This window comes from Pseudomonas sp. 44 R 15 (assembly GCF_900004965.1).
Lineage (GTDB): Bacteria > Pseudomonadota > Gammaproteobacteria > Pseudomonadales > Pseudomonadaceae > Aquipseudomonas > Aquipseudomonas orientalis_A.
The window spans coordinates 13191-29000 of sequence record NZ_CVTU01000098.1; the positions used below are offsets into that span (position 1 = coordinate 13191).

Consider the following 15810-nt stretch of genomic DNA (forward strand, 5'->3'; position numbering starts at 1 on the left):
TGGAATCAAACGCCGGGTGCCCGTCCCTGCAAATCATCGGTCACTTGGTTGCGGTGCCATCCGGCACAAACACATAACCCACACCCCACACCGTCTGGATATACCGCGGCTTGGAAGGGTCCGGCTCGATCATCCGGCGCAGTCGGGAGATCTGCACGTCGATGGAGCGCTCCAGGGCATCCCATTCGCGGCCACGGGCCAGGTTCATCAGCTTGTCGCGGGTCAGCGGCTGGCGAGCGTTCATCACCAGGGCCTTGAGCACCGCGAATTCGCCGGTGGTGAGCATGTGCACTTCGTCGCCACGCTTGAGCTCGCGGGTCGCCAGGGACAACTCGTAGTCGCCGAAGGTCACGCTTTCGTCTTCGCTGCCCGGCGCACCCGGTACCGGCGGTGCCTGGCGACGCAATACGGCCTTGACCCGCGCCATCAGCTCGTCAGGGTTGAACGGCTTAGCCAGGTAGTCATCGGCGCCCAGTTCGAGGCCCTTGATGCGGCTCAGCTCATCGCCCTTGGCAGTGAGCATGATGATCGGGATCTGGTTGTTCACGCCACGCAGACGCTTGCAGGCGGTCAGGCCGTCTTCGCCGGGCAACATCAGGTCGAGCACGACCAGATTGAATACTTCGCGCCCCAACAGGCGGTCCATCTGCTCGGTGTTCGGCACCGCGCGCGCCCGGTAGCCCTTGGAGTTGAAAAAGCGCTCCAGCAGGCTGCTCAGCCCCGGATCGTCGTCAACGATGAGAATTTTTTCGCCTTCAGCAGTTTGTGCAGTGCTGCTCATTAGATGCTCCTCTTATCTCGGCGCGCATTATGGCCTAGCTGCCGTTATACGCACCGTGTGCATTGTTAGCAGATTTTTCCTCTACTACCAGCCAAGCCGCGTCCTGCAACTACCGGCCCAGTAGCCCTCAAGGGCGGAACGCTGGTTATAATGCGGCGCTTTCGTGCAGGGCAACGTCAGATCGTTACCGTTTACTGCCGGGCTTTTTTTTACGCGCTTCTCGTGTTTTTTCGATTTCGAGGGTCAATAGACTGCCTCTTGACCCAGGCAGCGGCGCCGGTCGGGCCGCTCAACCAGCCTCGCAAGGCCTTGTTTTCCGGGCCTGCGAGCGGCTTTTCAGAATTTCAGGTGGTTTTATGGACAGCATCAACAGCCGCATCGCCGAGGAACTCGGTGTACGCCCACAACAGGTCGAAGCGGCCGTCGCGCTACTGGATGAGGGCTCCACGGTACCTTTCATCGCCCGTTACCGAAAAGAGGTGACCGGCAGCCTTGACGACACCCAACTGCGGCACCTGGAAGAGCGCCTGCGCTACCTGCGAGAACTCGACGAGCGGCGTATCAGCATCCTCGCCAGCATCGAGGAACAGGGCAAGTTGACCCCGCAGCTGGAACGCGACATCAAGCTGGCCGACACCAAGACCCGCCTCGAAGACCTTTACCTGCCGTACAAACAGAAACGTCGTACAAAGGGCCAGATCGCCCTGGAAGCCGGCCTTGGCGACTTGGCCGACGGCCTGTTCAACGACCCGTCGCTGACGCCTGAAACCGAAGCCGCGCGCTTTATCGACGCGCAAAAAGGCGTCGCCGATGTCAAGACCGCCCTCGACGGCGCCAAGTACATCCTGATGGAGCGCTTCGCGGAAAACGCCAGCCTGCTGGAAAAGCTGCGCACCTACCTGAAACAGGAAGCCATTCTCAGCGCCCGCGTCATCGCCGGCAAAGAGGAAGAAGGTGCCAAGTTCCGCGATTACTTCGAACACGACGAACCGCTCAAAAGCATGCCGTCCCACCGCGCCCTGGCGATCTTTCGTGGGCGCAACGAGGGCATTCTCAGCTCCGCGCTGAAAGTCGGCGACGAGCTGCCGGGCACCATGCACCCGTGCGAAGGCATGATCGGTCAACAATTCGGCATTCAGAATCAGAATCGTCCTGCGGACAAGTGGCTCGGTGAGGTCGTGCGCTGGACCTGGAAGGTCAAGCTTTACACCCACCTGGAAACCGACCTGCTCGGCGAGCTGCGTGAAGGCGCCGAAACCGAGGCGATCAACGTATTCGCCCACAACCTGCATGACCTGCTGCTGGCTGCACCGGCGGGCCCACGCGCCACCCTGGGCCTGGACCCGGGACTGCGCACCGGCTGCAAGGTTGCGGTGGTCGACGCCACCGGCAAGCTGCTGGATCATGCCACCGTGTACCCGCACGTACCGCACAACAAGTGGGACCAGACCCTGGCCGTCCTGGCCGCGCTGTGCGCCAAGCATGCCGTGGACCTGATCGCCATCGGCAACGGTACCGCCAGCCGCGAAACCGATAAGCTGGCCGCCGAGCTGATCAAAAAGTACCCGGCGATGAAAATGACCAAGGTCATGGTCTCCGAGGCGGGGGCTTCGGTGTACTCGGCCTCGGAGTTGGCGTCCAAGGAGTTCCCGGACCTTGACGTATCCATCCGCGGCGCCGTGTCCATTGCCCGCCGCCTGCAGGACCCGCTGGCCGAGCTGGTGAAGATCGATCCCAAATCCATCGGCGTCGGCCAATACCAACACGACGTGTCGCAGCTCAAGCTGGCGCGTGGACTGGACGCGGTCGTGGAAGACTGTGTGAACGCCGTGGGTGTGGACGTGAACACCGCCTCCGTGGCGCTGCTTGCACGTATCTCCGGCCTGAACGCGACCCTCGCGCAGAATATCGTCAATCACCGCGACGAGAACGGCGCCTTCAAAACCCGCGCGGCGCTGAAAAAAGTCCCACGTCTGGGCGAAAAAACTTTCGAGCAAGCCGCAGGTTTCCTACGCGTAATGAACGGTGATAACCCGCTGGACGCCTCGGCGGTTCACCCGGAAGCCTATCCGCTGGTACAGCGAATTGCCGCCCAAACCGATCGCGACATCCGCTCGCTGATCGGCGATGCCGCGTTTCTCAAACGCCTGGACCCGAAAAAGTACACCGACGAAACCTTCGGCGTGCCCACCATTACCGACATCCTGCAAGAGCTGGAAAAACCCGGCCGCGACCCGCGCCCCGAATTCAAGACCGCGGAGTTCCAGGACGGTGTCGAAGACCTCAAGGACCTGCAACCGGGCATGATCCTCGAAGGCGTGGTGACCAACGTGACCAACTTTGGCGCGTTCGTGGATATCGGCGTGCATCAGGACGGCTTGGTGCATATCTCCGCACTTTCGGAGAAGTTCATCAAGGACCCGCGCGAAGCGGTGAAGGCCGGTGACGTGGTCAAGGTCAAGGTGATGGAAGTCGACATCCCACGCAAACGCGTTGGCCTGTCGATGCGCATGAGCGACACCCCCGGCGAGAAAATCGACGGCGCCCGTGGCGCTCGCCCTGGCTCGGCACCGCGCCCGTCGCAGAACACTGCGCCGCGCAAGGACACCGCGACAGCCGCACCGAGCAACAACGCCATGGCCTCGCTGTTCGCCAACGCCAAGCAACTGAAGAAGCGTTGATGGATATTCCGGCCGGTTTGACCCAGAGCGCGTTCAGCGAACTGATCGGCTGCCGCCTGCAACGCCTGGAGGAAGGCGTTGCCGAGGTGGCCCTGAGCCTGGCGCCGCAGTTGCGCAATCGCGGGGGCAAGTTGCACGGCGGGGCGATCTTCAGCCTGGTGGACATCACCATGGGACTGGCATGCTCCAGCGCCCATGGGTTCGACCAGCAGAGCGCGACCATCGAATGCAAGATCAACTATATCCGCGCCGTTGAAGACGGCGACGTGCTGTGCACCAGCCGGGTGATCCACGCCGGCCGGCGCACGCTGGTGGTCGAAGCCGAGGTGTACCAGGACGAAAGACTTGTCGCAAAAGCACAGGGCACGTTCGCTGTCCTATAGCTCCCTGCATATGATTTGAGTTAATTTCGGCGCTGTGACAACAGCGTCGGAATTTTCTCGCTGCGCTGTAGCCCAATTCATGGAGTGAAGTAGGCACATTCAGAGCGGGTCCTATCGACTCAGAACCAGGCGATCACGCCAGTTTCAACTTCACCCTTGTAGACCGTCTTGACCACCCCCATATTGGGGCGACTGACGCGTGAAGGAATCCAACTTGAGCGAACTTCTCAACCGCCGCTTGGCCCTGCTCGGCAAGCGCGAACACCTCTCCCTGCTAGAGCACTGCCTGCATGGCATCGAGCGTGAATGCCTGCGCGTCACCAGTGAGGGTCGCCTGGCCCAAACGCCGCATCCGGAAGCCCTGGGCGCCGCGTTGACGCACGAACAGATCACTACCGACTACTCGGAATCGCTGCTGGAGTTCATCACTCCCGCACTGCCCAACCCGGCCGATACCCTGAGCAGCCTGGACAAGATCCATCGCTTTGCCTACACCAAACTGGGCAGCGAATACCTGTGGAGCCCCTCGATGCCGTGCCCGTTGCCGGCCGAGGAAGATATTCCGATTGCCTACTACGGCACCTCCAATATCGGGCAGCTCAAGTACGTTTACCGCAAGGGTCTGGCCCTGCGTTATGGCAAGACCATGCAGTGCATCGCCGGCATCCATTACAATTTTTCGCTGCCGGAACAGCTGTGGCCGTTGCTCAAGGATGTCGAAGGCTTTGTCGGCACCGACCGCGACTATCAATCCACCGCCTATATCGCGCTGATTCGCAACTTCCGCCGCTACAGCTGGCTGTTGATGTACCTGTTTGGCGCCTCGCCGGCCCTGGACGCAGGCTTCCTGCGCGGTCGTTCGCACCAGCTTGAAGTGCTCGACGCCGATACCCTGTACCTGCCGTACGCCACGAGCCTGCGCATGAGCGACCTGGGTTACCAGAGCAACGCCCAGGCCGGCCTCACGCCGTGCTACAACGACCTGGCCAGCTACACCGACAGCCTGCGCGAAGCGGTGGCAACGCCCTACGCGCCCTATGTCGAAGTCGGCACGCACAAGGACGGTGAGTGGGTGCAGCTCAACACCAATATCCTGCAGATCGAAAACGAGTATTACTCCAACATCCGTCCCAAGCGCGTGACCTACACCGGCGAGCGGCCGATCCAGGCGCTGATGGCGCGCGGCATCCAGTACATCGAAGTGCGCTGCCTGGACATCAACCCGTTCCTGCCGATGGGCATCGACCTGCCGGAGTCGCGCTTTCTCGACGCATTCCTGCTGTTTTGCGCGCTGAATGACAGCCCGCTGTTCGCCAATAACGAGTGCGGCAATGCCACGTCCAACTTCCTCAGCGTGGTCAAGGAAGGTCGCCGTCCGGGCCTGCAATTGCAGCGTCAGGGCCAGGCGGTGGACATGAAAGCGTGGGCCACCGAGCTGCTGGAGCAGATTGCGCCTCTGGCCGCCCTGCTCGATGAGAGCCATGGCATCACTGAACACAGCCAGGCGCTGGACGCTCAGTTGGCCAAGGTCAACGACCCGTCACTGACGCCCTCGGCCCAGGTGCTGGAAGCGATGGCCGAGCGTAAGGAAAGTTTCGCGCAGTTCTCGCTGCATCAAAGCGAGGTGCATGCCGAGTTCTTCCGCAAGGAACCGCTGCCGGCCGAGGAACAAGCGCGCTTTGAAGAACTGGCGCGTAAGTCGCTGGCGCAGCAGGCCGAGCTTGAGCAGAACGAAGTGGGCGATTTCGATGTGTTTGTCGGGTCGTACCAGGCGAGCATTCTGGCCATCAGCAACTAAACCTTATGTGGGAGGGGGCTTGCCCCCGATAGCAGTGTGTCTGCCACTCAATCAGTGACTGAACCACCGCCATCGGGGGCAAGCCCCCTCCCACATTTGCCCTGCATCAGGCTCAGGAATCGCTGCAACCCTTCTCCTCATAAGCTAATGCGAAAATGTTATTTATTTTCGCATTCTTAGATCATTTAGTCTCCTCACACGCCGCCTCCCTGGCCGCCTGATCGAGGAGCTTCCCTTTGAAACTGCCTACTCCACTGCGCTTGCTGGCGGCGTTGTCCCTGGCCGGTGCCAGCCTGTTTGCCCAGGCGGCGGATGTGACCGTCGCGTACCAGACCACCGTAGACCCGGCCAAAGTCGCCCAGGCCGACGGCGCCTATGAAAAAGCCACCCACGCCACGATCAACTGGCGCAAATTCGACAATGGCGCCGATATCATCGCCGCCATCGCCTCGGGTGACGTGCAGATCGGTTACCTCGGTTCCAGCCCGTTGACCGCTGCGATCACGCGCAAGGTGCCGGTGCAGACCTTCCTCGTCGCCACCCAGATCGGCGGCGCCGAAGCCCTGGTGGCGCGCGATGGGTCGGGGATCAACAGCCCCCAAGACCTGGTCGGCAAGAAGGTCGCCGTACCGTTCGTGTCCACGGGACACTACAGCCTGCTGGCCGCGCTGAAGCACTGGAACATCGACCCTTCGAAAGTGACCATCCTCAACCTCGCACCACCAGCCATCATCGCCGCCTGGAAGCGCGGCGATATCGACGCCACCTATGTGTGGGACCCGGCCCTGGGCGTGGCCAAGGAAAACGGCAAGGTGCTGATCACGTCCGGCGAACTGGCCAAGTTCGGTGCGCCGACCTTCGACGCCTGGATTGTGCGCAAGGACTTCGCCGAGAAGCATCCGGAAATCGTCACGGCCTTCGCCAAAGTTACGCTGGATGCCTACGCCGCTTACCGTAAAGACCCACAGGCCTGGCTCGCCGACAAGGCCAACGTCGACAAGCTGGTGAAGCTCTCCGGCGCCAAGGCCAGCGATATCCCGTTGCTGCTGCAAGGCAATGTCTACCCGCTGGCCGCTGACCAGGTCACCCTGCTGGGCGCACCGACCACCAAAGCTGTGACCGATACCGCCGCGTTCCTCAAGGAGCAAGGCAAGGTCGACGCGGTGCTGCCGGACTACGCCCCTTACGTCAGCGCCAAGTTCATCACTCACTGATTCAAGGAGTTCATCGCGATGGCCTTGCTGCAGCTGGAGCGCATCAGCGCACAGTACCCAGGCGCCCCGGAACCGGTACTGGCGGATATTTCACTTGAGCTTGGCCCCCGGCAATTGCTGGTGGCCCTGGGTCCCTCCGGCAGTGGCAAGACTTCGCTGTTGAACCTGATTGCCGGCTTTGTCGAACCCTCGGCCGGTCGTATTACCCTCGACGGCGTGCCGGTCAAAGGTCCCGGCGCCGAACGCGGCGTGGTGTTCCAGGACGATGCCCTGCTGCCCTGGCAGGACGTGCTGGCCAACGTCGCCTTCGGCCTGGAGCTGGCCGGCGTGCCGAAGGCGCAACGTGAAGTGCGCGCCCGTGAAATGCTCGCGCTGGTGGACCTCAGCGGTTTCGACAGCCGGCGCACCTGGCAACTCTCCGGCGGCCAGAAGCAACGCGTCGGCCTCGCCCGCGCCTTGGCGGCCGACCCGCGCGTATTGCTGATGGACGAACCCTTCGGCGCCCTCGATGCCTTCACCCGCGAACAGATGCAGGAATTGCTGCTGCAAGTCTGGCGACGCACGGCCAAGCCGGTGTTCCTGATCACCCATGACATCGAAGAAGCGGTGTTCCTCGCCACGGACCTGATCCTGCTGGCGCCCAACCCCGGCCAGATCGTCGAGCGTCTGCAGCTGGATTTCGGCCAACGCTACGCGGCTGGCGAATCGGCACGGGCGATCAAGTCCGACCCGCGTTTTATCGAAACCCGCGAACACGTACTGGGCAGAGTGTTCTCGCAACGGCAGGTGTGCACATGAGCAGCTATGAACTTCCCGCCACAGCGGCCAAGCCGCTGACCCATGCGGTTATTCCGGCACGCCGCAGCCTCAGCACACGGTGGATCAGCGTACTGACCCTGGCGGTCCTGCTCGCTATCTGGTGGGCGGTAACCGCCAGCGGCCTGATCGAACCCCTGTTCCTGCCGCCGCCCTCTGCCGTGCTGCAAAAAGGCTGGTTGCTGGCGACATCCGGCTACATGGATTCGACCCTTTGGCAGCACCTGGGCGCAAGCCTCAGTCGCATCGGCCTGGGCCTGGGTTTCGCGGTGCTGACGGCCGTGCCGGTGGGGATTGCCATCGGCGCCAACCGCATCGCCCGCGGCGTTCTCGACCCGCTGATCGAGTTTTACCGGCCAATCCCGCCGCTGGCCTATCTGCCGCTGATCGTGATCTGGTGCGGTATCGGCGAGCTGTCCAAAGTGCTGCTGATTTACCTGGCGATCTTTGCGCCGATTGCCATCGCCACCGCCACCGGCGTACGCACGGTCGACCCGGCCAAGTTGCGCGCTGCGCAGTCGCTGGGCGCCACCCGTGCCCAACTGATTCGTCATGTGATCCTGCCAAGCGCCCTGCCCGACATCCTTACCGGAGTACGTATCGGCCTGGGCGTAGGCTGGTCGACCCTGGTCGCCGCCGAATTGATTGCCGCCACCAGCGGCTTGGGCTTCATGGTGCAGTCGGCGGCGCAGTTCCTGGTCACCGACGTGGTGGTGCTGGGCATCCTGGTGATCGCACTGATCGCCTTCGCCATGGAAATGGGCCTGCGCGCCCTGCAGCGTAAATTAGTGCCGTGGCATGGCCAGGCACACTGAGTGATGAACGTTAAATGAGCAGCCTGACCGTTACCCCTTTAAGCGCTGCGCTTGGCGCGCAGATCAGCGGCGTCGATATCACCCGGGCGCTGAGCCCTGAAGAGCGCGACGCCATCGAACAAGCACTCCTCAAGCATTCGGTGCTGTTCTTCCGTGACCAGCCGCTCACCCCGCAGCAGCAGGCACGGTTTGCGGCGAATTTCGGTGACCTGCATATCCACCCGATCTACCCCAACGTGCCGGAACAGCCCGAAGTGCTGATCCTCGACACGGCCGTGACCGATGTGCGTGACAACGCCGTATGGCACACCGATGTGACCTTCCTGCCCACGCCTGCCCTCGGCGCGGTGCTGAGCGCCAAGCAGTTGCCGGCATTTGGTGGTGATACCTTGTGGGCCAGCGGGATTGCGGCGTATGAGGCGTTGTCCGAGCCGTTCAAAGCCTTGCTCGAAGGCCTCACCGCCACCCACGACTTCACCAGATCCTTTCCGCTGGAGCGCTTCGGCAACACCGCCGAAGACCTGGCACGCTGGGAAGAAACCCGTCGCAAAAACCCGCCGCTGTCACACCCGGTGATACGCACACACCCCGTCAGCGGGCGCAAATCGCTGTTCGTCAACGACGGCTTCACCACCCGAATCAACGAACTGGAACCGGCCGAAAGCGAGGCGATTCTCAAGCTGCTGTTTGCTCACGCCACCCGCCCGGAGTTCACTATTCGCTGGCGCTGGCAGGAAAATGACGTAGCGTTCTGGGATAACCGCGTGACCCAGCATTACGCGGTGGATGACTACCGTCCACAGCGCCGCGTCATGCACCGGGCCACCATCCTGGGCGATGCACCGTTTTAATCCAACCGCCTCAAATGGCGAAAAAACCGTTAATTTCAAGATTTTTCCTATGGAAAAATGTGGCTCACGACACGCCCTGTAACTCGTCAAGCACTCACTTTCAGGAACGTACGAGGTAAGGCTCACCACTGACATCGTGCGTCCAAAACGCCTGCGCAGTGAACCCTTACCTGAATCCATTGAGTGCTTAAATGAATATCTCAACCGTATCGCCGTGGCTGCCCGCTTTTGCGGCACAGCCTGCTGAACCCGCCCCTTCAGCCACAGGCACAACACTTGAAACACTGACACCGCCCACCGCCGCGCCCGACAGACGCGAAAGTTTGCTTGCTTTGTTAAGCGAGCTTGAAAGTTTGATGAACACACTCCACAAGGCCATCGAAGCCACGCCCGTCAAGCCTGGTACGCCCGCAACCGTTGCAGCGACCACCCACTCGACGGTGCGCCCTGATAGTACGCAATACCTTTCAAGTAAAAAGGACAAACAAAAACCCGATGACGTATTAGGTGGCCTGTTTTTTTCGCCCCATGAGACCTACCGCTCACTGACCACACCGCACAGTTCTCATGTCGCGGGAATCAAGTTGGCCATGCAGCACTTTGGTCAAAGCCCAACCGATATTTACGCTCAAGTCACGCCCCTGAATAACGGGTTCAATGTGACCATGAGAGATGGCTTCACATTATTCATTTCCCATAAAGAACTGGACCTTGCCAAAGAAGGTTCGCAATTGCTCGGCAACGAAGACATGTTGAAAGACGCCAACTTTCTGTATGCGACCCTGGCCAAGCGAAAACAGCTACAAAGCAACGACCCCGCCGAACAAGCGAGTTACCCCATGACCCTGCGCAATACCAATAAAGGCGAACATGCCGGCAGCGTATTGAAGCTCATGGGCCTGGAAAACCATCTGAAAGAGGTCAAGTCCGAGTCACTGGGCACGGGTCAAAAACTGGGTATAACCGTTGTCTCGAATGGGGAGTCCATGCTGGTTGTCGATGGTCACGAGGATTTCCACGGGACACCTTCGAAGTTAAGGCTGAAAAAGCCGGCCTATGTACTGTCGGATTTACCCGCAACCACCAGGCTGGACGAACCGTCCACTGACTCGCGCCCTGCGCGGGTTGCGCCTAGCCCCCCGCAAACCAACGTCAAACCCCTCGCAGCTCCGCTCGGTCCTCCTTCACCCGGCGCGATGCCGGATATTTCCTCGAAGAGAAACGGTGAACGTCCAGCCAATATATTGACTGGCTTGAGTAACACCCCCCCGGGCTTTGGCGAGTTTCGCGAAACGGCAGCCTACGTTGACGCAATAAAACTGATGATGATGACGTTCGGGCAAAGCCCCACCGATTGCTTTCAACGGGTTGCCGTTGCAGGAGACGGCTACGACGTGACGATGAGAGATGGTTATGAAGTGCATGTTTCTCGCCAGGAGCTACAGCGGGCCGGGCAAGCCCTGAAACTGTCCGGTGACGACAGCGAGCTGATAAAGGATGCCAACTTCATGTTTGCCGCTTTTATGAAACGTCACCAGTTGGAACATGAGGATCCGGTGGCAAGGTCCGACTTCGAGACGACCCTCAGTGATGCGATCCAGAATGGCCGGCATATCAAACCGGTCCTGGAAAATATCGGCATGATCGGCCATATGCGCCATGTCCATGTGAGTGAACTGGAAGACCAGAATACCGTCGGGTTTCTGTACGGTTTTGGCTTGGTTCTGGGCAATGAAAAGGCGCATCAATATTTGCCTTATGAGGGCCACGGCTACGTACTCGACCCTCACTGAATCGCTCACTCACACTACTGAATACGAGGCGGCCCATGTTACTCAACACTGCCAGCGGCACCGCAGCGCTTAATACGTCATTACTTCCCAGTTTCTGCGCCGGCACAGGCGTGAAGAACGCCAAGGCCCCGATGGAAACACCCGTCGCGGGCGGCGCGGAAAACAGCCAAAACCCTTACGCGTCTATCGTTCAACAACTGAACTCACTGAACAGCCTTCTCAAAACCATCACACAACGCGCCAGCCCTGCTGCCCCTGCGGTTGACGCAGTACCTCATCAGGTTGATCGCGATCCGCCGGCCCCTTTGCCCACTGTCACCCCCCTGGACAAGCCCCGGCCAGACGAGAGCCCATTTATGTCTTCGGTGCCGACCGGCACCAAGCCCGAGGATATCTGGCGTGGGTTCTGGCAGGGCATTGAAGGCAATTGCGTCACGGTGTCGGCGATCAAGCTGGCGATGATGAAATACGGTCATCACCCACAGGGGATTTTCAAACTCATAACCCCGACAAAAACGGGGTTCGAGGTGACAATGCAAGACACCTTCAAGCTGCACATATCCCACGAAGAGTTAACGCTGGCGAGGACCGGCAGCGGCTTTGAGGGCGAGGACCCGGACGTGCTCAAGGACGCAGTATTCCTGTATGCCGCCAGCGCCAAGCGGGCTCAGATGAAAAATCACGAAGGCAGCGCCAAGCGCAGCTTCAAAGACGCAATGGCCTCATTGAATGACGGGGAAATGCCGGGAGATGCCACCAATCGCTTGGGCCTACATGCCAAACGGCGCTGGACCAACCCGGCTCAACTGGCCAAAGAAGGCCTGGGTACCGCAGACGCCGGTGGGCACTCGGTCGCCGTGATTGACGGTTACGCAGACCTCTATGGGAATAAGGTCAAGCTGTCTGAGTCGGGCTTCCAAGATGCCCGGCGAGTGCTAACCCTGCGCTGAGCAAACAGCTGCAGTGTGCCTGCCACGATAAAGGTCGGCGCCTCTATCGAGCAGGCACGCTGACGTTACTCAGCCATTGACGGTTTTTCCCACAGATTGATCCCGCCTTCCTGGGCGAACCGATCGATCTGCGCCAGCTCTTCGGCGCTGAAGCTCAAGTTCTTCAACGCGCCGACGTTCTCGATGATCTGCTCCGGCCGGCTGGCACCGATCAGCGCGCTGGTTACCCGTGGATCACGCAGGGTCCAGGCCAGCGCCAATTGCGCCAGGCTCTGACCGCGACGCTGGGCGATCTCATTCAGGGCGCGCACGTGGGCAATGTTCTCCTCGGACAGGTGTTGGGCCTGCAGCGAGCCTCCCCCCGGACGGTTCACCCGGGCATCGGCAGGAATGCCGTTGAGGTATTTATCGGTGAGCAAGCCCTGAGCCAGCGGCGTGAAGGCAATCACGCCGGCGCCGAGTTCGTCGGTGGTGTCGAGCAGGTCTTTTTCCACCCAGCGGTTGAGCAGGTTGTAGGCGGGCTGGTGAATCAACAGCGGCACTTTCCACTCTTTGAGCAGCGCTGCCATCTCCCGGGTTTTTACCCCGGAGTAGGACGAGATACCGATGTACAACGCCTTGCCCTGCTGCACGGCGGTGGCCAACGCACTGGCGGTTTCTTCCAATGGCGTGTCGGCGTCGAAACGGTGCGAGTAGAAGATATCCACATAATCGACGCCAAGGCGCTGCAGGCTCTGATCGAGGCTGGCCAGCACGTATTTGCGCGAACCGCCACCCTGGCCATAAGGCCCGGGCCACATGTCCCAGCCGGCCTTGCTGGAGATGATCAGTTCGTCGCGGTAGTGCTTGAAGTCTTCGCGCAGCAAACGACCGAAATTGATCTCGGCGCTGCCGTAGGGAGGGCCGTAGTTATTGGCCAGGTCGAAGTGATTGATGCCCAGGTCGAACGCGGTGCGCAGCAGGGCACGCTGGGTGGCGATCGGGGTGCTGTCGCCAAAGTTGTGCCACAGCCCCAGGGACAGTGCCGGCAGCACCAGTCCACTGCGGCCTACGCGGCGATAAGGAATAGATTCATAGCGGTTTTCGGCAGCAATGTAAGTCATCGAATCCTCTCTGGGCTTGGGGCAAACAAGGCCTGGGAATAAGGTTATTCCCAGGCCTTTGAACCCGCTGAATCGCTTAAGTCTGCCTTTCCCTTTTACAGCAAAGACCCACTTGAGAGGAACGCTATTACGTGCATTTATGCGCGCAAATCAGCGCACCAGATGCAGGAACTGCAGGTGCCGCTCGTACTGGTCGAGGATGTCGTTGATGATCTGCTCCTTGGTATAACCCACCAGGTCGTAATCCTGACTGCCCTCACGCAGGTGCACTTCGGCGCGATAGTAACGGCGGTTGTTGATCTCTTTGGAACCCATGCCGCCACGGGCGAACGATGGCGTGAAATAGCCACGCATCTGCACCTGGTAGATGAACGGATGCTCCTCGCCATGACCGATTTCCAGGCTGACGCTGTCGTTGGCCGGGTCTGGCTGGGTGACCACGTTCAGGCCCTTCTCGACAAATACGGCCGTCACTTCCTCGATGGCCGGGCGCACCGTCGACTCGAGGAAACGGTACACCTCGTCGCGCGACGGAAAATGCACGGCCTGGCTCAGACGCTGGCGCCAGCCGCCACGGCCTTTGCGCGACGCCGAGATCGGTGCCAGCGAATGCAACTGGGCGATCTGCTTTTGCGATTCGAGATAGAACGCCTTGTGCAGCCCCCACATCATCAGCAGCAGGATCAGCGAGAACGGCAGCGAGGTCAGCACGACCGCTGATTTCAACGAATCGATACTGCCGGCAAACAGCAAGGCGCTGGTGACCAGGGCGGTCATCGCGCCCCAGAACACGCGCAGCCATTTCGGCCCGTCTTCATCGGCGTTGCCGCCTTTGGACGACAGGGTCGACAGCACCACTGTGCCTGAGTCCGCCGAGGTCACGAAGAATACGAAGCTGATAAACACCGTGACCGCAATCACGGTTTTACTCCACGGGTAGGTTTCCAGCAGCAGGTAGAGGCTCATCGACGGCTCATCGATGGCCGACTGGCCCAACGCGGTCATGCCATGGTTGAGCACCTGGTCGATGGCGCTGTTACCGAAGATCGACATCCACGCCAGGGTGAAACCCAGCGGGATCAGCAGCACGCCAAACACGAATTCGCGGATGGTGCGGCCACGGGAAATCCGCGCGATGAACAGGCCCACGAACGGCGACCATGCGATCCACCAGGCCCAGTAGAACACCGTCCAACCGCCCAGCCAGTCGCTGGGTTTGTCGTAGGCGTATACGTCGAAACTCTTGGTCGGCAACGCACCGAGGTAGTCGCCGATGTTCTGGATCAAGGTATTGAGCAGGTGCTGGGTAGGCCCGGCAAACAACACGAACAGCAGCAGTGCGCAGGCCAGCAGCATGTTGATGTCGGACATCACCCGCACACCCTTGTCGACACCGGCCACGGCAACGATGATCGCCGCGCCCATCATCAAGGTGATCAAGCCCACCTGGATCCACTGCGTATGGGCAATGCCGAACAGGTAATCCAGGCCGGAGTTGAGGTGCAACACGCCAAAACCCATGTCGGCCCCCAGGCCGAATACCGTGGCAATGATGCCGAAGCCATCCACCGCGTAACCGATCGGGCCATTGATGCGCTTGCCGATCAACGGATACAGCGCCGAGCGCAACGCCAGCGGCAGGTTATGCCGGTAAGCGAAATACGCCAGGGCCATGCCGACAAACGCGAACACGCCCCAGCCGTGCAGGCCCCAGTGCAGGAACAGGACCTGCATGGCCTGGCGCGCCGCATCGGCATTCATGGCCTCGCCTTGGGGCGGTTGCACCAAGTGCGTCAGCGGCTCGGACACACAAAAGAAAAACAGCGTGATGCTGATCCCGGCGGCGAACAGCATGCCGGCCCAGGACAGGTAACTGAATTCGGGCTCGTCGTGGTCGGCACCGAGTTTTATCTTGCCGTAGCCCGATAGCGCGGTGACCACCACGAAGACCAGATACAGGGTCATCGCCAGCATGTAGTACCAGCCGACCGTATTGGCCGCCCAGTTTTGCGCCGCCAGCAGCCAGGCACCGGCCTGTTGCGGGATAGCGATGACGGTGATGCCGAACAGCAGGATGGCCGTGGCGGCAAAGTAGAAAACGGGCGCATTCATGCGCACCAGACCGCTGGGAGGGGTGGACGATGCACTCATGAACGACGCACCCCCGAGGTGTGAAATGTGGCTGTATATAACGGACTCAGCAAAGGTAAGCCTCCTGTTGTGAGCGGGCAGCGAACCACCGGTTTAACTTGAACGAGCGTTCAAGTTAAACATGAATGGGCGGTCTGGGACTAATTTCGGGGCTGAGTGGTAGATAATTCCTACACTAGCTCAGGGATTGGTATGACGGGTTACGGGGGCAAATCGTTCAGCGACGTGAAGATGAAATGCATTCAAATGTGGGAGGGGGCTTGCTCCTCGTTGGATCAGGCAGCCTGTGACTATCTTACTGATACCCCACAGATCCAAATGTGGGAGGGGGCTTGCCCCCGATGGCGGCCTCAGGGCCGACCAGGATGTTGAATTGGGTTGAGTACATATCCGTTTCTGCGGTCACGGCTGCTAATGGTTCCGCTTTTACAGCGGCTCACTTTTGAAAAGCGCAAAAGTAAGCAAAACGCTCTT

12 protein-coding genes are annotated in these 15810 nt (G+C 60.4%); 9 read left to right on the forward strand and 3 right to left on the reverse strand.

From position 1 onward, the window contains the following. Window positions 1-40: 40 nt before the first annotated feature. Window positions 41-781, reverse strand: a complete 741-nt coding sequence (gene ompR / locus BFP93_RS15735) for an osmolarity response regulator transcription factor OmpR (protein ID WP_065893789.1) — start codon at window positions 779-781, stop codon at window positions 41-43. 356 nt (window positions 782-1137) lie between these two features. Between ompR and BFP93_RS15740 the strand changes: the two genes are divergently transcribed. The 9 genes from BFP93_RS15740 (at window position 1138) to BFP93_RS15780 (ending at window position 12082) form a co-directional block, all read left to right on the forward strand. Next, window positions 1138-3462, forward strand: coding sequence for a Tex family protein (locus tag BFP93_RS15740; RefSeq protein WP_065893790.1), 2325 nt, complete (start codon window positions 1138-1140; stop codon window positions 3460-3462). Further along, on the forward strand, window positions 3462-3845 hold the full coding sequence (locus tag BFP93_RS15745) for a PaaI family thioesterase (protein WP_065884641.1): 384 nt from the start codon (window positions 3462-3464) through the stop codon (window positions 3843-3845). Before BFP93_RS15740 ends, BFP93_RS15745 begins: the two co-directional genes overlap by 1 nt. A 214-nt stretch (window positions 3846-4059) precedes the next feature. Beyond that, entirely contained in the window at window positions 4060-5643 is a 1584-nt protein-coding gene (gshA, locus tag BFP93_RS15750) for a glutamate--cysteine ligase (RefSeq protein WP_065893791.1), read from the forward strand. A 236-nt stretch (window positions 5644-5879) separates the two neighbouring features. Beyond that, the gene (tauA, locus tag BFP93_RS15755) at window positions 5880-6857 is read left to right on the forward strand and encodes a taurine ABC transporter substrate-binding protein (RefSeq protein ID WP_065893792.1); all 978 of its coding nucleotides are present in this window, start codon (window positions 5880-5882) and stop codon (window positions 6855-6857) included. Between the two features lie 18 nt (window positions 6858-6875). Then, complete coding sequence (gene tauB / locus BFP93_RS15760; RefSeq protein ID WP_065893793.1) at window positions 6876-7655, forward strand: taurine ABC transporter ATP-binding subunit; 780 nt, start codon at window positions 6876-6878, stop codon at window positions 7653-7655. Continuing rightward, the gene (gene tauC / locus BFP93_RS15765; RefSeq protein WP_065893794.1) at window positions 7652-8488 is read left to right on the forward strand and encodes a taurine ABC transporter permease TauC; all 837 of its coding nucleotides are present in this window, start codon (window positions 7652-7654) and stop codon (window positions 8486-8488) included. The genes tauB and tauC overlap by 4 nt, the downstream gene beginning before the upstream one ends. A 14-nt stretch (window positions 8489-8502) precedes the next feature. After that, window positions 8503-9339 carry a taurine dioxygenase gene (gene tauD / locus BFP93_RS15770; protein ID WP_065893795.1) on the forward strand — a complete coding sequence of 279 codons (837 nt, stop codon included), beginning with the start codon at window positions 8503-8505 and terminating at the stop codon, window positions 9337-9339. 191 nt (window positions 9340-9530) lie between these two features. Continuing rightward, window positions 9531-11132: a hypothetical protein gene (locus BFP93_RS15775; protein WP_141687977.1), complete on the forward strand. Its 1602-nt coding sequence runs from the start codon at window positions 9531-9533 to the stop codon at window positions 11130-11132. 35 nt (window positions 11133-11167) lie between these two features. Then, the gene (locus BFP93_RS15780) at window positions 11168-12082 is read left to right on the forward strand and encodes a hypothetical protein (RefSeq protein ID WP_065893797.1); all 915 of its coding nucleotides are present in this window, start codon (window positions 11168-11170) and stop codon (window positions 12080-12082) included. Window positions 12083-12147: 65 nt separating this feature from the next. On the opposite strand, the gene mgrA is transcribed toward BFP93_RS15780, so the two are convergent. Both mgrA and betT read right to left on the reverse strand, forming a co-directional pair. After that, window positions 12148-13185, reverse strand: coding sequence for an L-glyceraldehyde 3-phosphate reductase (mgrA, locus tag BFP93_RS15785; protein ID WP_065884649.1), 1038 nt, complete (start codon window positions 13183-13185; stop codon window positions 12148-12150). Window positions 13186-13335: 150 nt separating this feature from the next. Then, on the reverse strand, window positions 13336-15297 hold the full coding sequence (gene betT / locus BFP93_RS15790; RefSeq protein ID WP_163001547.1) for a choline transporter BetT: 1962 nt from the start codon (window positions 15295-15297) through the stop codon (window positions 13336-13338). Window positions 15298-15810 lie beyond the last annotated feature (513 nt).